We start from the raw sequence: 21,167 nt of genomic DNA on the forward strand, positions 1-21,167 counted from the left end.
TCCGATGACGACCGAACTGACCCCGCTGGTCCTGACCGCCTTCAGCGGCGGCGTCGTCGCCCTGCTGCTGACCCTGTTCGGCGGCGGCGGGTCGGTTCTGGCCGTGCCGCTGCTGCTCTATGTCGTCGGCGTCGCCGATCCCCATGTCGCCATCGGCGTGTCGGCGGCGGGCGTAGCGCTGAACGCCCTGACGGCTCTGGCCGGTCACGCCAGGGCAGGGCGGGTGCGCTGGCCCTGCGCGACCCTGTTCGCCATCACCGGCGCCGCCGGGGCCTGGTTCGGATCGTCCCTGGCCAAGAGGATCGACGGCCATCAGCTGCTGCTGATCTTCGCCGTCGCCATGGCGGCCGTGGGCTTATCGATGCTGCGCCCCAAGGCGGCGGTCGCTCGCGTCGAGCCCCGGCTGAATTGGTCGATGTCGCCAAAGGTCGGCATGGCGGGCGCCGGCGTCGGCTCGGCCGCAGGCTTCTTCGGCATCGGCGGCGGCTTTCTGATCGTGCCCGGCCTGATGGCGTCGACGGGCATGAGCCTGGCGACCGCCCAGGCGACGTCCTTGCTCAGCGTGGCCGCGTTCGGAGCGACGACGGCGGGCAATTATGCGCTGTCCGGCTGGGTCGATCCGGGCCTGGTCGCAGCCATGGCGGTCGGCGGGGTCGCCGGGACGGCGGCGGGTCTGCCGTTGGCGCGTCGGCTGGGGTCGAACGCCCGGCTTGGGCGCATCCTGTTCGCGGGTCTGATCCTGGTTGTCGCCGCCTATGTCGCGGTGCGGGCGATCCTGGCGCTCTAAGACCTCTGTTCAGCGGGTCGTCTTTCGACGACAGTTCGGCCCATGACCGACGCCAGACTGGAGATCGCCGCCGGCTTTGCGACCTTGCAGGGTCCCAAGGCGGACAATCAGGACTTCGGCGGCGTCCATATCGGCACGGCGGCCGAGCAGCGCGAGCATGGGGTCGTGGCGGTGATCGCCGACGGCGTGTCGGGGTCCAAGGCCGGGCGGATGGCGGCGGAGCTGACGACGCGCAGCTTCATCGACGGCTATCTGGATCAGAACCCGCTGAACGGCATCGCGGCCAACGGCATCAAGGCGCTGCGGGGCTTCAACCGCTGGCTCCATGCGCGCGGGCGGATCGATCCGGCGATGGAGGGGGCGGCGACCACCTTCACGGCCCTGATCCTGCGCGGGCGCGAGGCGACGGCGCTTCATGTGGGGGACAGCCGGGCCTGGCATTTCCGCGATGGCGTTCTGACGCGGCTGACGGAAGATCACACGCGGGCCCAGCAAGGGCTGAGCCATGTGCTGTACCGCGCCGTCGGCATCGAGGCGGATGTGAAGCTGGACGTCCGGCAAGTGCGGCTGGAGCCGCACGACCGGCTGCTGCTGACCACAGACGGGGTGCATGGGGTGCTGGCCGATGCGGTGATCGCGGGCCTGTTGGGACGGCGCAGTTCGCCCGATGCGGACGCCAAGGGGATTCTGGCCGAGGTCGAGGCGGCGGGTCCGCGCGACAACGCCACCGCCATCGTCATCGACGTGGTCCGCACCGGCGCGCCCGACTGGGAGGCGATCACGGCCGAGGCGGAAGGCCTCGCCATCCTGCCGCCGCCCGCCGTGGGCGACAATGTGGACGGGTTCGCGCTTCAGCGGATCGTGGCGGACGGGCGCTATACGACCCTGTTCCTGGCGAAGGACACCTTGGGCGACGCAGGCGCGGTAGTGCTGAAGTTCCCCAAGCCCGCCGTGGTGTCCGAGCGCGGGGCGCGCACCGCCTTCCTGCGCGAGGCCTTTATCGGGCGGCGCATCGACAGCCCCTTCGTCGGCAAGGTGCTGAGCCTGGATGCGGGCCGTCAGAGCCGCCTCTATATCGCCCAGCCCTTCCATGCCGGACAGACCCTGCATGCGCGGTTGGCGGAGGAAGGGCCGTTCGAGATCGCCGACGGGATCGGCGTCGCGCTGCGCCTGTCGCGCGCCGTGTCGGCCCTGCACCGGGCGGGAGTGACGCACCGCGACATCAAGCCGGACAATGTGATCCTGGAGACACAGGGCGGGCTGAAACTGGTCGACCTGGGCGTCGCGCGATTGCGGCTGGCCGAGGAGTTCGCCGAGGCCGAGGCGCCGGGCACCGCCGGCTACAAGGCGCCGGAAATGTATGCGGGCGAGAGCGGCGACGCCGCCACGGATCAGTTCGCCCTGGGGGTGACGCTGTACCGGCTGTTCACCCGCACCTATCCGTGGGGCGAGGTGGATCCGGCCGATGCGCCGCGCTTCGACAGGGCGCCCGCGCCGCCGACGCGACACCGGCCGGATATGCCCGCCTGGCTGGAGGCGGCCATCATGCGCGCCGTCGCCGTCGATCCGAATGAGCGGTTCGAGGATGTCGAGGAACTGATCCATGTGCTGGAAACCGGCAGCGCCGTCGCCGCCCCGCCGCCGCGTCAGCTGTCCCTGATCGAGCGCGATCCGGTGCGGTTCTGGCAGGGGGTCAGCCTGGTCCTGCTTATCGCTTTTCTGGTGTCGATGGCGACGCGCTAGGGCGGCCTACGTTCAACCTAAGCCATTGGATGTGCGACATTTGGCGATGGGAACTCGAGGGAACCTGTGGCCGCCTTCGGCTTTTGTGACGGCGAGCGGGGATGTCGCGCCCGCACTTTCGGCACGAAAGCCTCCCCAAATGATCAAGACCCTCGCTTCCAGCGTCCTGGCCCTGGCCATGGTTTCCACCCCCGCCCTGGCGCAGTCCGTCGCCCCCGACTGGTCCGGCCCCTACATCGGCATCTTCGGCGGCTACAACCAGTCGAACGATGACGGCGACGAGATCCTGCGCTTCGACCGCAATCTGGACGGCAACTACGGCGACCAGGTCACCACTGTGCCCATCGCCCCCGCCACCGTCGGAACCAACGCCTTCAGCCCCGGCTTCTGCGGCGGCATGGCGACCAGCACCGTTCCCACCACGGGATGCCGTGACGACAACGACGGTGTCGAAGCGGGCGTGCGCGCCGGTTACGACATGCAGTTCGGCAACTTCGTGGTCGGCGCCCTGGCCGAATACAGCGTCAACAATGTCCAGGATTCGGTGACCGGCTTCTCGACGACCCCGGCCTTCTACACCTTCACGCGCGAGCTGGAGAGCACGGCGGCGGCTCGTCTGAAGCTGGGCTACGCCTATGGACCGGCCCTGATCTACGGCACCGGCGGTTACGCCTATGGCAAGTTCGAGAACAAGTTCCGCACCTCGAACCAAGCGAACAGCTTCACCGAAACCAGCGAAGGCGATGACGGCGACGGTTGGCAGGCCGGCGGCGGCGTGGAATACGCCCTGGGCCGCGGCCTTACGGTCAGCGGCGAATACCTCTACACCTCGCTGGACGTCGACAGCCCGGTGATCCGCGTCGGCAATACCGGCACGACCCCGGCGACGAACCCGTTCATCCTGGCGCCGAACACCACAGGCACGGACATGGTGCGCGGCAACGGTCGCTTTGGAACGCACATGTTCCGCATCGGCATGAACTACCGCTTCTAATCGTCAAGCGGGGCGGTCTGGCCTCAGGCCCGGCCGCCCTGGCTCGACAGCATGGCCGCGTCCACGCCCAGCTGGGCCAGGGCGCGTGTCCATTTCGACGTATGTTCGCCATCGAAAATCAGGTCCAGATCGGCGTCGGCGGTCAGCCAGACGTTGTCGGCCAGCTCTTCCTCCAACTGCCCCTCGCCCCAGCCGGCATAGCCCAGCAGCAGAGCCGAGCGGCGCGGACCGGCGACTTCGTCGGTCATGGCGGCCAGCGCCTCGCGCGTGCCCGTCATAGCCAGACCGTCGCCGAAGGCCAGGGTGTCGTCGCCGACCGTCCAGTCATCGGTGTGCAGCACGAAGCCGCGCTCGCGCTCGACCGGTCCGCCCATCAGGACCGCGCGACCGATGGATTGATCGGGCGCCGGCGCGTCCAGCTTGTCCAGAACCGTCTTCAGATCCACGCCCGGCGCCGGTCGATCCAGCCGCAAGCCCATGGCGTGATCCGGCCCGTGGGCGCAGATCAGGATGACGGCGTGTTCGAACCGGGCGTCGTCGATCCCGGGCATGGCGACCAGCAGTCGGCCGGTCAGGGTGGAGGCTTCGCTCATGATCCTGGCATCATCCGTCCGGAAAGCGGCGCAAGCAAGCCGAACCGGCGCTTGCGGTGTCGCCCGTGGTGTCTATGTGTCGCACACGGCCGTTCCAACGCGCCGGCCTCAAACCTCAGCGAGACAGACATGACCATTCAGATCGGCGATCGCATCCCCAACGCGACCCTCGCCCAAGCGACCGCCGAGGGCCCCAAGCCCGTCAGCACCGACGACATCTTCGCCGGCAAGACTGTGGCCCTGTTCGCCGTGCCCGGCGCCTTCACCCCCACCTGCTCGGCGCGCCACCTGCCGGGCTTCAAGGATCACCTGGCCGACATCCAGGGCAAGGGCGTTGATACGGTCGCGTGCATCTCGGTCAACGACGCCTTCGTCATGAAGGCCTGGGGCGAGAGCCAGGGCATCACCGACGACAGCATCGTCATGCTGGCCGATGGCAACGGCGAACTGACCCGCGCCCTGGGTCTGGTGCTGGACGGTACGGGCTTTGGCCTGGGCGAGCGCTCGCAGCGCTATTCCATGCTGGTCAAGGACGGCGTGGTCGAGCAGCTGAACATCGAACAGGGCGGCGAGTTCAAGGTGTCCTCCGCCGAGCATCTGCTGGCGCAGCTCTGATGCTTGTCGATCCGGGCTATCGCTTCGCTGCTTGAGCCCGGATCGAAGTTGATGACGGATGTGTTCAGCCCCGAGAAGCGCAGCGCCGTGATGCGTCGCGTGAAGGGGCGGGACACGTCGCCGGAACTGGCCGTGCGCAGGATCCTGCGTGCGGCCGGGATCGGCTATCGGCTGGGCGGCACGGGTCTGCCGGGCCGTCCGGATGTGGTGATGAAGGGCCGCAAGGTCGCCCTGTTCGTCCACGGCTGCTTCTGGCACGGCCATGATTGCGCCCGTGGATCACGCCAGCCCAAGACCAACGCCGATTACTGGATCGCCAAGATCAGCCGAAACCGCGTGCGCGACGCCGCCGCTGGTCAGGCGCTGGAGGCGTCAGGCTGGCGTGTGGTCGTGGTCTGGGAATGCGAGATGAAACAGCCTGATTTCGCCGCGCGTCTGATCGCGACCGTCCGGGGTCAGGCGGCCTCGGTCGCGGCCTGAGCGGCGGTGTCGTTCAGGACGTGCTGTAAGGCGCCGATCAGGGCGGGCGGCGTCAGGGGCTTGGAGACGAAATAGGCCATGCCGGCCGCCTGACAGGCCGCGACGTCCTCGGGCGCGGTGTCGGCGGTGACGGCGACGACCGGGGTGGCGGCGTTGGGTCCGCCGCCGGCGCGCAGGCGACGCGTCGTCTCGCGCCCGTCCAACTCGGGCATCCGGACATCCATGAAGATGACGTCGAACACCGCCTCCTGACAGCGTTCCAGCGCGATCATGCCGTCGGCGGCGGTGGTGATCTCGCAGCCCAGCGGTTGAAGGATCAGCTGCACGGCGCGGCGGTTGATGTCGTGGTCGTCCACCACCAGCAGGCGCAGCGGCTGGTCTTCGGCCTCGTCGGTGACCGCAGGCGTCGCGACGACCGGCTCGGGCTCAAGCGGGGACGCAGGGGCGACGGATGCGGGCTGGGGCGTGGGCGCGACTGAGGGCGAAAGCGAGCGGGCGATGTCCAGGCGGCTTTGGTCGACGACCTCGACGATCTGAGCCGCCTCGTCTCCGCGCGGCAGGATCAGCGAGACGGTGAAGCGCGAGCCCTGACCCGGCGCGCTGCGGACCGTCAGTCGGCCGCCCATCAGGTCGATCAGATTGCGGCTGATCGCCAGCCCCAGGCCCGAGCCGCCGTAGCGGGCGGAGACGCCGTCGGCGGTCTGATCGAACGGGGTGAACAGGCGGGCCAGTTGATCGCTCGTCATGCCCGGACCCGTGTCCACGATCTCGAACAGCAGGGCGTAGCCAGACGGCTCCTCGGGCCAGGCCTGGACGCGCAGGGTGATCTGGCCCTGCTCGGTGAACTTCATGGCGTTGGACATCAGGTTGTTCAGCACCTGACGGATGCGCATGACGTCGCCCTTGACGTGGCGCGGCATGGCCGAGGCGCCCTCGATGCGCAGCTTCAGCCCCTTGGCGTCGGCGACGCCGCGCCACAGCATCAGGGTCTGGGCCAGCATTTGCCGCAGGTCGAAATCCTTGGCCTCGACCGTCATCCGCCCGGCGCCGATCCGGGTGTGGTCCAGCAGGTCGTCCAGCAGGGCCTTCATCATCAGGCCGGCGTCGGTGATCAGATTGGCGCTGTTGCGCGACTGGGCGTCGGGCGTACGCAGCTCGGCGGCGCCGGCCAGGATCGCGCCGATCGGGGTGCGCAGGTCATGGCCGATGGCGGCCAGGAAGGTGGTGTGGTCGGCCAGGCTGCGCTCGGCCTTGAGGCGGGATTCCTCAGCCAAGGCATGGGCGCGAATGACGGTGACGCTGGCCTCGACCATGCGCTGACCGGTGATGGCGACATAGAAGGTGAACAGCACCACGGCCGCTGCGGCCGACATGACCAGCGGGCCGGGGGCGTGCAGCGCATAGACAAAGAAGGGGGTCGCCAGCAGGAAGCCGACCTGGGGCGTGAGGCCGGCGATCATCACGGCTTGGCATCGGGTGGCGTTCACGATCGCCGTCAGCATGACCGCGGTCAGCATCAGGACCGCACAGACGCCGCCAAACGCGCCGCCGATCCACCAGAGGACCAGGGAAAGCGAGGAGAAGACCGTCGAATTCGCGAAGACGACGGCCAGGATCGCCAGCTTGCGGCCCGTGGAAAGCTCGTCTGGACTTTTCAGGATCGGTCGATAGACGACCACCTCCATGGCCTGGACCGCCATATACAGGACGACCCAGCCGAGGGTGAAACGCACCCCGACCATCGGGGTCACCACCAGGGCGACAGCCGCCGCCGCCACGACCCGTTGTACCGCAGCGCCCGAGCGTTGGCGAACGGCGGCGGTCCAGCTGCTTTCAGCGATATCGACGGCGGTCGATTTCATTCAGGCTCTCGAATGACGAACGCAGGTCGCTCGCATCGGTCACCCTAGACGTGTCGACACTAACGCTCCGTCAACGGGGCGCGCCGACCGCGTCTGTTACTGCGGAAAAACCGTCGGCGCGCAGCCGAGCGGCCAGGTCACGCTTGATGCGGGCGACCAGGCCGGGCCCCTCGTAGATCAGGGCGGAATAAATCTGGACCGCCGATGCGCCAAGCCGGATGCGGGCATAGGCCTCGGCGCCGCTGTCGATGCCCCCGACGGCGATCAGGGGCAGGCGGCCGGCCGCCGCCTCGGCCGCCGCGCGCAGGGCCTTTGCCGCGAAGGGACGGATGGGCGCGCCGGACAGGCCGCCGGTTTCGTACGCGTCCTGCGAGCGTAGCCTCTCGGGACGTTCCAGCGTGGTGTTGGAAACGATCAGGCCGTCGATCCGATGGGCCAGCGACGCCTCGACGATCATGCAGATCTCTTCGGCGATCAGATCGGGCGCGATCTTCAAAAAGACCGGCACGCGGTCAGGCGCGACAGCCGGACGGGCGGCGTCGATACGGCCCAAAAGGTCGTCCAACTGCTCGCGGCCCTGAAGTGCGCGCAGGCCCGGCGTATTGGGCGAGGAGATATTGACGGTGAAGTAGGCGGCGCGGCAGGCGAGGCGTTGCAGACCGGCGACATAGTCAGCCGCCTTGTCCTCGGTGTCCTTGTTGGCCCCCAGATTTGCGCCGACGACGACGCCCGTCGGGCGCTGGTCCAGCCGCTCGGCGAAGGCGTCTAGCCCGGCGTTGTTGAACCCCATCCGGTTGATGATGGCCCGGTCCTCGCTGAGGCGGAACAGGCGCGGCTTGGGATTGCCGGGCTGTGGCCGGGGCGTGACCGAGCCGCATTCGACGAAGCCGAAGCCGAGGCGCGACAGGCCGCGCAAGGCCTCGCCGTTCTTGTCCAGACCGGCGGCCAGACCGACCGGATTGGGCAGGTCCAGCCCCGCCAGCCGTGTTCTCAGGATCGGATCGTCCGCAGGCGGCGTCGGCAATGGGGCCAGCGCCAGCCCCTTGATCGCCAGCTGGTGCGCCTGCTCCGGATCGAGCCGGCGCAGCACGGCGGCGCCAAGATCGGTCAGGCTCATGCGCCGTCCTCGAACGCCATCTCGCCGTTGGCCGTGACCGAGAAGGCGCGCGAGGCCGTCACGGCGACGACGGGCAGGGGGGCATAAAGATGCGGAAACAGATCGCCGCCGCGCGACGGCTCCCAGATCAGGTCGGCGCCGAAACCGCTGAGATCGACGGTCAGCAGCAACAGATCACCACGTCCGGCGAAGTGCCGTCGCGCGGTCTCGGCCAATTGCGCCTCGGTCGACATGTGGATGTAGCCGTCGGCCAGATCGACGGGCGCGCCGTCGTATCGACCTTCGGCGACGGCGGCGCGCCATTCGGCGGCGTCGACGATCTTGTAGGCTATGTCGGTCATTCTGATGGCGCGCCCAGCGACCGCGGCGTCAGGAAGCCTTCGTAGGTGCAGCGCCCCGCGACATCGACGCTGAACAGGGCGGCGGCGCCGGTCGGGAAGCCGGCCGACAGCTTGTCCACCACCGCCGGCGAGGCGGCGCTTTCGATCAGGTATTCGGCGGCCAGCACGTGGACGCCCGGATTGTGGGCCAGGATTAGCAGGCAGCCGGCCTCGTCCTCGCTGGTCTCGACGAAGCGGCGGATCACGTCGGAGGGCGCGTTGTAGAGGGCGTCCTCGTCGCGGACTTCCACATCGCCGAAGGCGTCGTGCATCTGCTCCCAGGTCTGGCGGGTGCGCACGGCGGTGGACACCAGCGCCAGGTCCGGCTTCAGGCCCCGCTCGGCCAGGGCGCGCCCCATCAGCAGGGCCTCGGCGCGGCCGGCGGCGGACAGGGGACGGGCCTCATCGCCGCCGGAGGGGGCGGAGGCTTCGGCCTGGGCGTGCCGCATCAGGATCAGTCGGTGCATGATCTTCGCCATAGGGCGGTTTCGTCCCGCCCGCCAGATGGGCCGGCGGTCAACTCGGCGTCAGTCGCGATGTTCGCCACGCGAAGAGACGGAGGCGGCGGGTTGGGGCGCCAGGACGGGGGCGGCGACGCGCTGGGCATGGCCGCTGGGGCGGATGCGGGCATAGCTGTGGCGCGAGGCCTCTAGCAGGATCAGCCCGGCGGTTCCGGGAAAGACCCGGCGCCCGACCTGTTCGAATCCTTCGGCCAGGGGCAGCATCGGCCCCCAAGGCGGTACATACAGGGTTTGGGACCAGGCCATCGGCTCCAGCCCGACATCGCGCACCAACCGTTCCAACTGGCGCCGGGTGAAGGGGCGGCCGTGACCAAAGGGGGTGTTGTCCGCCCGCGCCCACAGGCCGCCGCGCGCCGCCGCCGCCAGGATGATGCGCCCGGTCGGTGAAAGCGCGCGCACGGCTTCCAGTAGCAGGGCGGCGGGGTCGTCGGCCTCTTCCAGGGCGTGAACCAGCAGGATGCGGTCGAACGCTCCGGCGGGGAAGGGCAGGCGGCGATCATCCACCAGCAGGGTGCGGTTGCGACCGACCGTCGGCCAATGCTCGACGCCTTGCCCGCCCGGCATGGCCGCGACGACGCGCCGCGCGCCGACGAAGGCGTCCAGCCAAGGGGTGGCGTAACCGACGCCCAGCACGTCGCAGTCGGTCGCCTCGCCCCAGGCGTCGTCCAGCCGTCGCGCCACCAGCCGTCGCGCCAGCGCCCCGGTCGGCTCGCCGTAGAAGGTTCGAAGCTCGTCGATGCTGCGCCGCATGGCCCCACTATAGGCCTGTCGGCGGCCCTGCTGCTAGGATGGGCGCATGACCCTGGATGTGCATCTGTTTCCCTGCCGCGCCGACAACTACGGCTTCCTGATCCGCGATGCGGCGACCGGCGTGGTCGCGGCGGTCGATACGCCCGATGCAGCGCGCATTCTGGAGGAGCTGGAAGGCTTGGGCTGGGGGCGTCTGGACCTGATCCTGAACACCCACTGGCACCCCGATCACACAGAGGGCAACGCGCGGCTGAAGGCCGACTGGGCTTGCGAGATCGTCGGGCCGGAAGAGGTGCGCAAGGTCGCGCCGCTGGACCGCGTGGTCGCGGACGGCGATGTGGTGATGGTGGGCGAGACGCGGTTCGAGGTCACCGAAACGCCCGGCCATACGCTGGGCCATGTGGTGTTTCATGCGCCGGGGGACGATCTGGCCTTTACCGGCGACACCCTGTTCGCCCTGGGCTGCGGCCGGTTGTTCGAAGGCACGCCCGAGCAGATGTTCGACAGCCTGCAGCGGCTGAAGGTCTGGCCCGACCAGACCGTGATCTGGTGTGCGCACGAATATACGGCGTCGAACGCGCGCTTCACCGTGAGCCTGGATGACCGGCCAGAGGTCGCCGCCCATGCCGAGGCGATCTTCGCGGCGCGCGCGCGGGGCGAACCGACCGTGCCGACGACGCTGGGGGTGGAGAAGCGGTTCAATCCGTTCCTGACCGCCACGGATGCGGATCAGTTCGCCGCGCGCCGGGCGGCCAAGGACAGCTTCCAGGGCTAGCGGTTCAGGGCGTCCCCGCCCACGACCCGCACGATGCGGGCCGAAGACGGGCGGCCGGCGATGCCGGCGTCGGCGTCGATGACGATCCGCAGCGTGCCCTGGACCAGGCTGACGCCGGGACGCCCCTGATCCGACACGACAACACGGCGCACCCGCTCGACCTGGGCGCGCAGGTTGGAAGACCGCGCCATGCGCACAATGGCGTCGCTGGCGGCCGAGACGGTGTCGGCGGCGACCTGTTCAGAGCCGGGCTGAATGTCCACGTCGATGACGATCAGCCTGCCCATCGCCTGGCTGGCGCGGTAGCTCTGGCGCATGAAGTAGTCGACCAGCTGGGCGCCGGTCATGGCCGCGCCGGCCAAGCCCTGCGCCTCGCCGACGCGCGAGGCGGGCGAGCCTTGCGGGGCGGCGGTCGTGTAAAGGGTGATCGCGCCGTCGGGCGTAACCTTCAGCACCTGATCGCCATTGTCGTTGCGATAGATGATGTCGCCGCGCGGCGCGGGCGTCGGCCGCAAGACCCAGATTTCGGTCGACCGTTCCAGCCGCATCAGCGGCCGCGACCCGGAGGTGTCAAGGATGAACCCCTGGCCGCTGCTGCTGACGTAGCGGGCGGTCGGCGGCACGGTCCGGCGGGACTGGGCCTGGCTTTCGGTCGGGACGACCACGGGCGCGGCGACGCCCACGCCGATGACCGCGATGGCGGCGACCGCCATCGCGGTCACGCGTGGCGATTTTTTCGCCCTGACCGATCCCAACAACTTCATGACAGACTTGATGAAACCCGCGCGCGGCGGATTTTGGGCGAAGCCCGCCTCAACCCACCAGGTACTGACCGCCGTTCAGCGACAGTGTGCAGCCTGTGACATATCCGGCACGCTCGCCCACCAGCCAGGACACCATGTCGGCGATCTCCTCGCCCTTGCCCAGGCGGCCGACGGGAATGTGGCTGATGATGCCCTCCAGCACCTTGGGGTCCATGGCGCCGACCATTTCGGTGTCGATATAGCCCGGCGCGATGCAGTTCACGGTCACGCCCTTGCGCGCATTTTCCAGCGCCAGCGCCTTGGTGAAGCCGATCATCCCGGCCTTGGCGGCGGAATAATTGGTCTGGCCGATCTGACCCTTCTGACCGTTGATCGAGGAAATGTTGACGATGCGCCCGTGGCCCCGGTCGCGCATGCCGTTGATGACCTGGCGCGTCATGTTGAAGACGCTGTCCATGTTGACGCGGATCACGTCGGACCACTGGTCGTGACTCATCTTGTGGAAGAAGCCGTCGCGGGTGATGCCGGCGTTGTTGACCAGGATGTCGATGGGGCCGAGCTGTTCCTCGACCTCCTTCACCGCGCGGGCGCAGTCGTCGAAGCTGCCGACGTTGCCCTTCACCACCATGACGTCCAGCGCATCGGCGATGGCCTTGGCCGCCTCGTCGTTGCCGGAATAGCCGGCGGCGACCTTGAAGCCGTCCTCATGCAGGCGCTGAACGATCGCCTTGCCGATGCCCCGGGTCCCGCCCGTCACGAAAGCTACGCGCGCCATATCGTCTCCTGTCCCTGTGCAGACCCTTCAGAAGGCCTTGTCGCGGTTCAGGATTAACGTGCGAGCGCTAGCGCGCAAGGCGAGAATCTGACGCGACGGAAGTTTCATGCCTCCGTCGCGTTTCGTTGATCTTCGCCCCGGCGATCAGGCGGCCAGCTTTTCCATATCGATGACGAAGCGGTAGCGGACGTCGGATTTCAGCATCCGCTCGTAGGCGTCGTTGATCTGGTCCGGGGCGATAGTCTCGATGTCGCAGGCGATGCCGTGCTCGGCGCAGAAGTCCAGCATCTCCTGCGTCTCCTTAATGCCGCCGATCAGCGAGCCGGCGATGCGGCGGCGACGCCACAGCAGGGGCAGGGCGAAGACCGGCAGGCCCTCGGTGGTCAGGCCCAGCATGATCATGGTGCCGTCGCGGGCCAGCAACTGGATGTGGCTGGCGATCTCGTGCGTGGCCGAGACGGTGTTGATGATCAGGTCGAACTTCTCGGCCGCCGCCTTCATCGCATCCTTGTCGGAGTTGATCAGGAAGTGTTTGGCGCCCATCCGCTCGGCGTCGGCCTTCTTGCGGTCCGAGGTGGACAGGACGGTGACTTCCGCTCCCATGGCCGCCGCCAGTTTGACGGCCATATGGCCCAGACCGCCCAGGCCGATGACCGCGACCTTGGAGCCGGGGCCCACGCCCCATTCCTTCAGCGGCGAATAGGTGGTGATGCCGGCGCACAGCAGAGGGGCGGCGACGTCCAGCGCCAGGCTGTCGGGGATGGACAGGACGAAATGCTGATCGACGGTGATGTGGTCGGAATAGCCGCCCTGGGTGATGGCTTCCGACGTGCCGCCCTTCTTGTCCTTGCCGCCGTAGGTGCCGGTGAAGCCGGGGATGCAATACTGTTCGACGCCTTCCTGGCAGGAGGCGCATTCGCGGCAGCTGTCGACCATGCAGCCGACGCCGACGCGGTCGCCTTCCTTGAAGCGGGTGACGTTCGATCCGACCGCCTTGACCACGCCCGCGATCTCGTGACCCGGCACCAGGGGGAAGGCCGTGCCGCCCGTCTCGCCGCGCGCGGCGTGAAGGTCGGAGTGGCAGACGCCGCAGTATTTGATGTCGATCAGCACATCGTCTGGGCCCGGATCACGGCGCTCGAAGCTGTAGGGCGTCAGCGGCTTGTCGGCGGCGGTTGCAGCGAAGGCGCGTGTGGCGATCGGCATGGGAATAGTCCTTCAGGCTTTGCATTGAGCCGGCTTCAGATGTGGGGACGGCTGCAGGTCCGCAAGCGTACGGACCGCTATTTCAGCTTGGCGATCAGCGCCTGAGCCGCCGCAGGGTTCCGCACCTTCGCGCCCGAGATGAAATAGGCGAAGACCGGCCCGCGTTCAGCCCAGGTTTTCGCCTGATCCGCCACCGCCTCCAGTTCGGTCGCCGTCATGCCGGTCGGCTCGTCCTCGCGGCTGGACATCAGCCGGGCGTAGCTGAAGTCGGCGGTCGCCTCGTCGATCTGGGGCCAGGTCGGCTCCTCGTCATCGACGCCATAGACGATGGCCGCGCCGTATTTGCGGGCCAGGTCATAGAATTGTTCGGTGGCGAAGGTTGGGTTGCGAACCTCAAGCGCGTGCCGCAGCCGCACCCCGTCCTTCTCCTTGGGCAACAGCTTCAGGAAGCCCTCGAAATCCTCGGCGTCGAACTTCTTGGTGCCCATGAACTGCCAGTTGATCGGACCCAGTTTGTCGCCCAGTTCGGTCAGGCCCTGGCTCAGGAACTTGTCGAAGCTCTCGGCGCCTTCGGACAGCACCTTGCGATTGGTGCAATAGCGGCTGGCCTTGACCGAAAAGACGAAGCCGTCCGGCGTCTCGTCGCGCCATTTCTTCCAACTGTCGGGCTTGAAGGTCGAATAATAGGTGCCGTTGATCTCGATCGAGGTCAGTTTCGACGCCGCATATTCCAGCTCCCGCTTCTGAACCAGGCCCTCCGGATAGAAGACCCCCCGCCACGGCTCAAACGTCCAGCCGCCGATGCCGACATGGATGGAATGGGTCATGGTTCGCTCCGTTCGTCGCCGGTCGCGCCTTGCCAATCCTCGTGTCCGTGACGAACCCGCTGGATGAGGACGCCGTCATGTTCCTGATCGTAGACTATCACATGAGCCTTGAAGGCGAACACGCGGATGGGCGGATCGTATTCCAGACGCAGTCGGGCCATCCCGGGAGAGGCCGCCAACCGCCGAAACAGGGCGTCGAGTTCGTCCTGATAGCGGTCGGCCTGTCGCGGACCGAACTGGTCGTGACCCTGAATATAGATGGCGACGAGATCCTCGCTCGCCTCCTTCGACAAGCGATAGCCGCTCATCCAGCCTTACGCCGCTGGGCGATGCGGGACAGGGCCTCGGCGCGAATATCCGCCATGGTCATCTCGCTGATCCCGCTGGCCCGGCCTTCATCGATCAGGCGCTGCATGTTGGCGATCTTCTCAGCCTTGACCTGCTCGCGGCGGATCAGGTCGCGCACCACGTCCGACGTGTTGGCGTAGCGCCCGGATTTCGCCTGTTCCTCAACCCAGGCCTTCATGGGATCGGGCAGGGAGATGTTCATCGTCGCCATGGTCGGCCTCCTCTCGACAAGAATGGCTCGTTGGCAAACTTTGTCAACGTCGGATCACGGGGCGGTCGCCGCCTGTATGCCGGCCAGCAGGCTGGCGGCGGTGATGGGTTTGGGGACGTGCAGGTCGGCGCCGGCATCGCGCGCCTGGTCGCGGTGCTCGCTCATGGCGTTGGCGCTCAACATGATGATCGGCGTACGGTCCTGATCGGGACGGGCGGCCTCGATCCGGCGAATGGCGCGGGTGGCGGTCAGGCCGTCCATTCCCGGCATCTGCATGTCCATCAGGATCAAGTCGAACGTCTCGGACTGGAAAGCGGCCAGGGCCTGTTCGCCATCCGCGACGGTGACGACCTGCATGGCGTGCGCCGCCAGGATCAACTGCACGACGCGCTGATTGACCGGGTGATCCTCGGCCAGCAGCACGCGCAGCGGCGACAGAGCGCGGTCGGCCTCGGCCGCACGCGCGCGTCGTTGCGCATCGTGTTCGGTCAGTGAGGCGGCGCGCGTCAGCGGGATCTCGACGGTGAACCGGCTGCCGACGCCCGGCGTGGAGGCGGCGGCAATCCGCCCGCCCATCAGTTCGACCAGCGAACGACAGATCGACAGGCCCAGTCCCGTGCCGCCGAACCGACGCGTGATGGTGCTGTCGGCCTGGCTGAACCGATCGAACAGACGGGCCGCGTGGTCGGAAGAGAAGCCGACGCCCGTATCCTCAACCCGCAGCGTCAACTGGGTCAGGCCGTCGGAGTCCTCGTCCACCCCAATGGCGACGCCGACCGAGCCCTGATGGGTGAACTTGATGGCGTTGGACAGCAGATTGTCGAGCACCTGACGGATGCGGGTGCTGTCGCCGACGAACATGCCGCGCGCATCGGCGTCGCGGCGGATGTCGAAAGTCAGTCCCTTGGCTTCGGCCTTCAAACGCATGACGTCCAGCGGGGCGGCGACGGCCTCGTCCAGATCGAAGGGCCGGCTTTCCAGGTCCAGATGCCCGGCCTCGATCTTGGACACATCCAGAATGTCGGACACCAGCCGTTCCAGCGTTACGCCGGAGCTTGCGATAAGGGCCACCATCTCAGCCTGCTCGGGCGTCAACTCGGTGCGCGACAGGGCGTCGACGATCCCGATCACGCCGTTCAAGGGCGTGCGGATCTCGTGGCTCATATTGGCCAGGAACTCGGACTTCGCGGCATTGGCGGCCTCGGCGGCGGCGGTCGCTTCGCGCAGGGCCTGCTCTGCCGCGACCTTTTCGGTCACGTCGCGGGCGATGCCATAGATGCGGTCGCCCTGCCGATGGGCGCGCCATTCGACGGTGACGTAATGACCAGCCTTGTGGCGATAGCGGTTGACCTGACCCAGGACTGGATCGCCCGGCCGCCGGTTTTCGACCTCGACGATGCTCTGGCGGGTGGCGGCGTGATCGTCCGGGTGGATCAGGCGCAACAGGCCCTGGCCCTCGATCTCGTCGGGGCGATAGCCCAGCATGGTGAACCAGGAGGCGCTGGCCTTGACCACGCGCCCATCCAGCTCGCGCACCACCAGCAGATCCAGCGACACATCGAAGAAGGTGTCCAGATCCACATCGGCTGTGGGGAAGGCCAGGGCCGCAACGGGCGAACAGGTCATTGCGCACTCTCTCGAACTGAGACCCATGTTACGGCGCATCGGTTAAGCTCGCCTTTGCAAAGGATCGAAAAGAGCCGATGGCATCGTGCGCTGTCTGGGCTAGGGTCGGCTCATGATCTTGCTCCTCACCGCGATCGCAATGCTGCAATCCCCGCCATCAGGGGAGGGGATCGAACCCCTGACCCGGGCCGAGGATCGGGCCTGCACGGCCGACGGGGCCCTGTGCGTTGGTCTGACACAGCAGAAGCGTGACGGCGAGCCGGTCTTCACTCCGGTCGTCCGTGCGCCCGACGCCCTGCCGGCCGCGCCGCAAGAGGCGTCGGGCGAGGTGGAAAATTACAAGCCATGGAATAGCCTGATCAGGCTGTAGGACGGCGGGTTTCTGGTCGGGGTCGAGATGGAGAGCCGCAGCATGTATTCCGGCGGCGGCGGACAGGCGACGGAGTTGCGGCTCTATCGGCTGGATGCCGACGGTGAGGCCGGCGCCGCGCCGGTGCTGACCGTGCCGATCCAGGCTTCGCTGATGATCCGCGCCTGTTTCAGCGAGGAGGACATGACCCAGCGCGCCGGCGCATGCCACGACGAATACAGTTTCGCTGCGACCCTGACCGCGAGCGACGCGGCGGATGCGATGCCGGTCCTGACCTATGAGACGACCGCCACGGCCTATCCGCGCGGCGCCTCGCGATCCGAGGACTCGCTGGAGAAGCCGCCGCTGAAGCCTGCCGACCTGATCGCCGCGCGCGATCCGAAATGCAGCTTCAGCCGCCGGTTCGCCTTCGACGCCAAGACGGGTGAATACCAGCCGGACAGCCCGCTGCCCGACTGCTCGGACTACACCGTCCCCTAGTAGGCGAAGTCGGCGTAGATGCGCTTCACGTCGCCCTGCCAGGCGCCGTGATACAGGTCCAACAGGCGCTCAGCCGGCGTGACGCCGCTGTCGGCGATGTCTTCCAGTTCCGACAGGTAGCCGCGCTCGTCCACCATGCCGCCCGAGAATTTGGCGCGGTTCTTCAGCCCCTGTTTGGCGATGTTCACCAGGTCGACGGCGATGTCGCGCACCGATCGGCCCGCCACCTCGGCCTTCAGACCCAGGCGCGTCACGTCGCGGCGCAGGCGCTCGTGGTCGGCGATGTCCCAGTCCTTGACCAGGTCCCAGGCGGCGGCCAGCGACGGCGCGTCGTACAGAACCCCGGCCCACAGGGCGGGCAGGGCGCAGATCCGGCTCCACGGTCCGCCGTCGGCGCCGCGCATTTCCAGATAGGCCTTCAGCCGCACCTCCGGGAAGAGGGTGGTCAGGTGGTCGTTCCAGTCCTTCAGGGTCGGATACTGGCCGGGCAGGGCGGGCAGTTTGCCGGCCTGGAAATCGCGGAACGACTGGCCCGAGGCGTCGACATAATGGCCGTCGCGCTTGGCGAAATACATCGGCGTGTCCAGCGCATAGTCGGCGTAGCGCTCGAAGCCGAAACCTTCCTCGAACACGAAGCCCAGCATGCCCGTGCGATCGGCGTCGGTGTCGGTCCAAACATTGGCCCGCGCCGACAGGAAGCCGTTGGGGCGGCCCTCGGTGAACGGCGAGCAGGCGAACAGGGCGGTGGCGATGGGTTGCAGCGCCAAGGAGGTGCGGAACTTCATCACCATGTCGGCTTCGGAATCGAAGTCGAGGTTCGCCTGGATGGTGCAGGTGCGCAGCATCATGTCCAGGCCCAAGGTCCCGACCTTGGGCATATAGGCGCGCATGATGTCGTAGCGGCCCTTGGGCATGACCGGCACTTGTTCACGGGTCCACAGCGGGTCGAAACCGGCGCCCAGGAAGCCGACGCCGATCTGGTCGGCGACCTGCTTGACCTCCATCAGGTGCTGGCCGGTCTCGTTGCAGATGTCGTGGATGGTCAGAAGCGGCGCGCCCGACAGTTCGAACTGACCACCCGGCTCCAGGCTGACGGAGGCGACGAAGCCTTCGCTGTTCCTGCGCTCCAGTCCGATCAGAAAGCCGTTTTCCTCGACGGGCGACCAGCCGAAGCGTTGCAGCCCCTCCAGCATGGCCTTGATGCCGTTCGGGCCGTCGTAGGCGGGGCGGGCCAGGGTGGTCTTGTCGAAGCCGAACTTCTCGTGCTCGGCGCCGATGCGCCACTGGTCCTTGGGCTTGATCCCCTTGGACATGGCCTCAATGAGGTCGGTCCGGGTCAGCGGCGCGTTGTCGGTCATGCGTCAGTCCCCTGCGGGCGCATCGTAAGCGACCGTGTGTCGCGGCTAGATGGGCAAGATTGGGGCAAGGCTCAAGAGGGCTTTCGTCTTTCCCTGACGGTCGGTCTGCGTCGGCTCGCTGCCTGAGGGGCGGACTTATCGTTCCCAATCACCGACGGCCGCCTGCCACAGGGTCATGGCGGCGATGGCGGCGGTGTCGGCGCGCAGGATGCGCGGGCCCAGCGACACGGCGGTGGTGAAGGGCAGGGACCGCAGCCGCTCGCCCTCTTCCGGCGAGAACCCGCCCTCCGGCCCGATCAGGATGGACCAGGGGCCTTCGCCTGCGTCGCGCAGGGACGAGACGGCGGGCGCCCCGCCCGTCTCGTCGCAGAACATCAGCCGGCGTCCGGTCTCCCAGCCGTCCAGCAGGGCGTCCAGCTTGATCGGATCATCGACCACAGGCACGTCCATGCGCCCGGTCTGTTCGGCGGCTTCCTCAGCAATGGCGTCCAGCCGGTCCAGGCGGATGCGGTCGGCGTTGGTGCGTTTCGTCAGGACCAGCCGCACCCGGCGCGCGCCCAGTTCGGCGGCCTTCTCCACGATGGTCTCGACCCGCGCCTTCTTCACCACCGCCACGATCAGTTCCAGGTCGGGACCGAAGGTCTGGGGTCGCACCTGTTCCTCGGCTCGCAGGATCACGCCCTTCTTCAGGACTTCCGCGACCGTGCAGCGCCACTCCCCGTCGCGCCCGTTGAACACCAGCAGATCGTCCCCGGCCTTCAGCCGCATGACCTGGGTCAGATAGCGCGATTGGTCCAGCGTGGGCGCGACGGGCGCGGCGGCTTTCAGGTCGCCGTGAGCATGCAAACGGATCATGGCTTCAATAGTGAAAGCGGCATTGGACGATTTCCAAGCCGGTCTGGGTCGCGCGATAGACTAGGCGATGCTCCTGATCGATACGTCGCGACCAAAATCCCGCCAATTCACCCTTCAATGGCTCGGGCTTGCCGGAGCCTGTAAACGGGGTTCGTTGGCATTCCTTGATGAGCGTGTTCAGCTTCTTGAGCGCTTTGCGGTCCGTATCCTGCCACTCGGTATATTGAGACCAGGCGCGGGCCGTGAAGAGGACGTTCATTCTTCGATCAGTTCGCGCACCTGGCCGCCACCCGCTTCAAGTTCGGCAATCGAGGCTCGCAGCGCTTCGCGGTTGGCCGGGCTGCGCAGCAGATACTCCGTCTCCTGCCACGAGGCGAAGTCCTCCAGCGACATCAGCACCGCCGCCGGCTTACCGCCCTCGCGCGTGATGATGGTGTAGTCATGATCCGCCGTCACCCGGTCGATGGCCGAGGCGAGGTTCTTGCGGAGATCGGTGACGGACATCGCGTTCATGACGACAATGTACGAAGTATCGTACGTTGTCGCAAGTGGTGAGTATTAGGCTGTCAGAGCGTCCGCGCGATCAGCAGCTTCATGATCTCGTTGGTGCCGCCGTAGATGCGTTGGACGCGGGCGTCCTTGTACAGCTGGGCGATCGGATATTCGTTCATATAGCCATAGCCGCCGTGGAGCTGGAGCATCTCGTCGATGGTCTCGCCCTGGATGTCCGTGACCCAGTATTTGGCCATGGAGGCGGTGGCGGCGTCGAGCTTGCCCTGCAAATGCAGGCCGATGCAGTGGTCGGTGAAGACCTTGGCGACGGTCAGCTTGGTCTTGACCTCGGCGAGTTTGAACTGGGTGTTCTGGAAGTCGATGACGCGTTTGCCGAACGCCTTGCGTTCCTTGACGTAGGCCAGCGTCGCCTCAAGGCCGCGCTCGGCGGCGGCAACGCCCTGGACGGCGATGTTCAGCCGCTCCTGGGGCAGTTGCTGCATCAGCTGGACGAAGCCCTGGCCCTCGGTCCCGCCGATGATGTTGTCGCCGGGGACCTTCACGTCGTTGAAGAACAGTTCGGAGGTGTCGTTGGCCTCCATGCCGATCTTGTGCAGGTTGCGACCGCGTTCGAACCCTTCCGCGCCATCGGTCTCGACCACGATCAGGGAAGTGCCCTTGGCGCCCTCGGCCGGATCGGTCTTGGCGACCACGATCAGGAAGTTGGCCAGCTGGCCGTTGGTGATGAAGGTCTTGGAACCGTTGACGACATAGCCGTTGCCCGACTTGACCGCCGTGGTCTTGACGCCTTGCAGGTCCGAGCCGGCGCCCGGTTCCGTCATGGCGATGGCGCCGACCAGTTCGCCCGATTGCAGGCGCGGCAGCCAGCGCTGCTTCTGCTCCTCGGTGCCGTAATGCCAGATGTAGGGCATGACGATCGCATTGTGCAGCGAAATGCCGAAGTGGTCCGCGCCCTTCCAGCCCAGCTGGCGCATCAAGACGACCTCGTGCCGATAGTCGCCGCCGAAGCCGCCGTCCTCTTCCGGCAACGACAGGCCCAAGAGCCCCGCCTCGCCCGCGTCGTTCCACAGCTGTCGCGGCACCGAGGAATCGGCGATCCACTGCTGCACCTTCTCAAGCGGCGCGTGCTCGTCGATCCATTTGCCGACGCTGTCGGAGAAGAGGATGATCTCTTCTTCCTTCATGAAGTCGGGGTCTGGGCTGTTGAGCACGTTCAT

At 67.3% G+C, this 21,167-nt stretch carries 26 protein-coding genes; 8 read left to right on the forward strand and 18 right to left on the reverse strand.

Annotated features, from left to right (window positions below; genetic code table 11):
* Nucleotides 1-4 precede the first annotated feature (4 nt).
* The 3 genes from BVE01S_RS09880 to BVE01S_RS09890 all read left to right on the forward strand — a co-directional run bounded on the left by BVE01S_RS09880 (nucleotide 5) and on the right by BVE01S_RS09890 (nucleotide 3,524).
* Nucleotides 5-787, forward strand: coding sequence for a sulfite exporter TauE/SafE family protein (locus BVE01S_RS09880; protein WP_066626922.1), 783 nt, complete (start codon nucleotides 5-7; stop codon nucleotides 785-787).
* Nucleotides 788-829: 42 nt separating this feature from the next.
* Nucleotides 830-2,530 carry a bifunctional protein-serine/threonine kinase/phosphatase gene (locus BVE01S_RS09885; RefSeq protein ID WP_066626927.1) on the forward strand — a complete coding sequence of 567 codons (1,701 nt, stop codon included), beginning with the start codon at nucleotides 830-832 and terminating at the stop codon, nucleotides 2,528-2,530.
* Nucleotides 2,531-2,669: 139 nt separating this feature from the next.
* Nucleotides 2,670-3,524 (forward strand): outer membrane protein, encoded by an 855-nt coding sequence (locus BVE01S_RS09890; protein WP_066626931.1) that lies wholly within the window; start codon nucleotides 2,670-2,672, stop codon nucleotides 3,522-3,524.
* Nucleotides 3,525-3,547: 23 nt separating this feature from the next.
* Here BVE01S_RS09890 and BVE01S_RS09895 read toward each other — a convergent pair whose 3' ends face one another.
* Nucleotides 3,548-4,117, reverse strand: coding sequence for a YqgE/AlgH family protein (locus BVE01S_RS09895; RefSeq protein ID WP_066626932.1), 570 nt, complete (start codon nucleotides 4,115-4,117; stop codon nucleotides 3,548-3,550).
* Nucleotides 4,118-4,246: 129 nt separating this feature from the next.
* On the opposite strand from BVE01S_RS09895, the gene BVE01S_RS09900 reads away from it, so the two are divergent.
* Nucleotides 4,247-4,732, forward strand: coding sequence for a peroxiredoxin (locus tag BVE01S_RS09900; RefSeq protein ID WP_066626935.1), 486 nt, complete (start codon nucleotides 4,247-4,249; stop codon nucleotides 4,730-4,732).
* 51 nt (nucleotides 4,733-4,783) lie between these two features.
* Entirely contained in the window at nucleotides 4,784-5,212 is a 429-nt protein-coding gene (locus tag BVE01S_RS09905) for a very short patch repair endonuclease (protein WP_066626937.1), read from the forward strand.
* On the opposite strand, the gene BVE01S_RS09910 is transcribed toward BVE01S_RS09905, so the two are convergent.
* The 5 genes from BVE01S_RS09910 to BVE01S_RS09930 all read right to left on the reverse strand — a co-directional run bounded on the left by BVE01S_RS09910 (nucleotide 5,188) and on the right by BVE01S_RS09930 (nucleotide 9,842).
* Nucleotides 5,188-7,074 carry an ATP-binding protein gene (locus BVE01S_RS09910; RefSeq protein ID WP_066626939.1) on the reverse strand — a complete coding sequence of 629 codons (1,887 nt, stop codon included), beginning with the start codon at nucleotides 7,072-7,074 and terminating at the stop codon, nucleotides 5,188-5,190. The genes BVE01S_RS09905 and BVE01S_RS09910 overlap by 25 nt on opposite strands.
* Before the next feature lie 70 nt (nucleotides 7,075-7,144).
* Nucleotides 7,145-8,191 carry a quinone-dependent dihydroorotate dehydrogenase gene (locus BVE01S_RS09915; RefSeq protein WP_066626941.1) on the reverse strand — a complete coding sequence of 349 codons (1,047 nt, stop codon included), beginning with the start codon at nucleotides 8,189-8,191 and terminating at the stop codon, nucleotides 7,145-7,147.
* On the reverse strand, nucleotides 8,188-8,532 hold the full coding sequence (locus BVE01S_RS09920) for a DUF952 domain-containing protein (protein ID WP_066626942.1): 345 nt from the start codon (nucleotides 8,530-8,532) through the stop codon (nucleotides 8,188-8,190). Before BVE01S_RS09920 ends, BVE01S_RS09915 begins: the two co-directional genes overlap by 4 nt.
* Complete coding sequence (locus BVE01S_RS09925) at nucleotides 8,529-9,050, reverse strand: SixA phosphatase family protein (RefSeq protein WP_240612053.1); 522 nt, start codon at nucleotides 9,048-9,050, stop codon at nucleotides 8,529-8,531. Before BVE01S_RS09925 ends, BVE01S_RS09920 begins: the two co-directional genes overlap by 4 nt.
* 48 nt (nucleotides 9,051-9,098) lie before the next feature.
* The gene (locus tag BVE01S_RS09930) at nucleotides 9,099-9,842 is read right to left on the reverse strand and encodes a methyltransferase domain-containing protein (RefSeq protein WP_066626944.1); all 744 of its coding nucleotides are present in this window, start codon (nucleotides 9,840-9,842) and stop codon (nucleotides 9,099-9,101) included.
* Nucleotides 9,843-9,888: 46 nt separating this feature from the next.
* Here BVE01S_RS09930 and gloB point away from each other — a divergent pair, with 46 nt between their 5' ends.
* Entirely contained in the window at nucleotides 9,889-10,617 is a 729-nt protein-coding gene (gene gloB, locus BVE01S_RS09935) for a hydroxyacylglutathione hydrolase (RefSeq protein ID WP_066626946.1), read from the forward strand.
* Here gloB and BVE01S_RS09940 read toward each other — a convergent pair.
* The 7 genes from BVE01S_RS09940 to BVE01S_RS09970 all read right to left on the reverse strand — a co-directional run bounded on the left by BVE01S_RS09940 (nucleotide 10,614) and on the right by BVE01S_RS09970 (nucleotide 16,374).
* On the reverse strand, nucleotides 10,614-11,330 hold the full coding sequence (locus BVE01S_RS09940; RefSeq protein ID WP_240612182.1) for a DUF4908 domain-containing protein: 717 nt from the start codon (nucleotides 11,328-11,330) through the stop codon (nucleotides 10,614-10,616). The genes gloB and BVE01S_RS09940 overlap by 4 nt on opposite strands.
* Nucleotides 11,331-11,430: 100 nt before the next feature.
* On the reverse strand, nucleotides 11,431-12,156 hold the full coding sequence (phbB, locus tag BVE01S_RS09945) for an acetoacetyl-CoA reductase (protein ID WP_039244832.1): 726 nt from the start codon (nucleotides 12,154-12,156) through the stop codon (nucleotides 11,431-11,433).
* 144 nt (nucleotides 12,157-12,300) lie between these two features.
* The gene (locus BVE01S_RS09950; RefSeq protein ID WP_055754012.1) at nucleotides 12,301-13,362 is read right to left on the reverse strand and encodes an NAD(P)-dependent alcohol dehydrogenase; all 1,062 of its coding nucleotides are present in this window, start codon (nucleotides 13,360-13,362) and stop codon (nucleotides 12,301-12,303) included.
* 77 nt (nucleotides 13,363-13,439) lie between these two features.
* On the reverse strand, nucleotides 13,440-14,189 hold the full coding sequence (locus tag BVE01S_RS09955) for a DUF72 domain-containing protein (RefSeq protein WP_066626948.1): 750 nt from the start codon (nucleotides 14,187-14,189) through the stop codon (nucleotides 13,440-13,442).
* Nucleotides 14,186-14,497: a type II toxin-antitoxin system RelE/ParE family toxin gene (locus BVE01S_RS09960; RefSeq protein ID WP_066626950.1), complete on the reverse strand. Its 312-nt coding sequence runs from the start codon at nucleotides 14,495-14,497 to the stop codon at nucleotides 14,186-14,188. The genes BVE01S_RS09955 and BVE01S_RS09960 overlap by 4 nt, the downstream gene beginning before the upstream one ends.
* Entirely contained in the window at nucleotides 14,494-14,748 is a 255-nt protein-coding gene (locus tag BVE01S_RS09965) for a type II toxin-antitoxin system ParD family antitoxin (protein ID WP_066626951.1), read from the reverse strand. Before BVE01S_RS09965 ends, BVE01S_RS09960 begins: the two co-directional genes overlap by 4 nt.
* Nucleotides 14,749-14,802: 54 nt before the next feature.
* Nucleotides 14,803-16,374, reverse strand: a complete 1,572-nt coding sequence (locus tag BVE01S_RS09970; protein WP_066626952.1) for an ATP-binding protein — start codon at nucleotides 16,372-16,374, stop codon at nucleotides 14,803-14,805.
* Nucleotides 16,375-16,486: 112 nt separating this feature from the next.
* Here BVE01S_RS09970 and BVE01S_RS09975 point away from each other — a divergent pair, with 112 nt between their 5' ends.
* Together BVE01S_RS09975 and BVE01S_RS09980 are read left to right on the forward strand one after the other, a co-directional pair.
* Entirely contained in the window at nucleotides 16,487-16,744 is a 258-nt protein-coding gene (locus BVE01S_RS09975; protein ID WP_066626953.1) for a hypothetical protein, read from the forward strand.
* Nucleotides 16,745-16,771: 27 nt separating this feature from the next.
* Nucleotides 16,772-17,224: a hypothetical protein gene (locus tag BVE01S_RS09980; protein ID WP_157076451.1), complete on the forward strand. Its 453-nt coding sequence runs from the start codon at nucleotides 16,772-16,774 to the stop codon at nucleotides 17,222-17,224.
* Here the strand turns inward: BVE01S_RS09980 and BVE01S_RS09985 are convergent.
* From BVE01S_RS09985 to BVE01S_RS10005, 5 genes are all read right to left on the reverse strand, one after another.
* Entirely contained in the window at nucleotides 17,221-18,582 is a 1,362-nt protein-coding gene (locus BVE01S_RS09985; protein WP_066626956.1) for a glutamate--cysteine ligase, read from the reverse strand. The genes BVE01S_RS09980 and BVE01S_RS09985 overlap by 4 nt on opposite strands.
* 135 nt (nucleotides 18,583-18,717) lie before the next feature.
* Nucleotides 18,718-19,437, reverse strand: coding sequence for a 16S rRNA (uracil(1498)-N(3))-methyltransferase (locus BVE01S_RS09990; protein WP_066626959.1), 720 nt, complete (start codon nucleotides 19,435-19,437; stop codon nucleotides 18,718-18,720).
* A 4-nt stretch (nucleotides 19,438-19,441) separates the two neighbouring features.
* Complete coding sequence (locus tag BVE01S_RS09995; RefSeq protein ID WP_066626960.1) at nucleotides 19,442-19,696, reverse strand: Txe/YoeB family addiction module toxin; 255 nt, start codon at nucleotides 19,694-19,696, stop codon at nucleotides 19,442-19,444.
* On the reverse strand, nucleotides 19,693-19,950 hold the full coding sequence (locus BVE01S_RS10000; protein ID WP_066626962.1) for a type II toxin-antitoxin system Phd/YefM family antitoxin: 258 nt from the start codon (nucleotides 19,948-19,950) through the stop codon (nucleotides 19,693-19,695). The genes BVE01S_RS09995 and BVE01S_RS10000 overlap by 4 nt, the downstream gene beginning before the upstream one ends.
* A 53-nt stretch (nucleotides 19,951-20,003) precedes the next feature.
* On the reverse strand, nucleotides 20,004-21,167 hold the full coding sequence (locus BVE01S_RS10005) for an acyl-CoA dehydrogenase family protein (RefSeq protein WP_066626964.1): 1,164 nt from the start codon (nucleotides 21,165-21,167) through the stop codon (nucleotides 20,004-20,006).

Source organism: Brevundimonas vesicularis NBRC 12165 (genome assembly GCF_001592205.1).
Taxonomy (GTDB): domain Bacteria; phylum Pseudomonadota; class Alphaproteobacteria; order Caulobacterales; family Caulobacteraceae; genus Brevundimonas; species Brevundimonas vesicularis.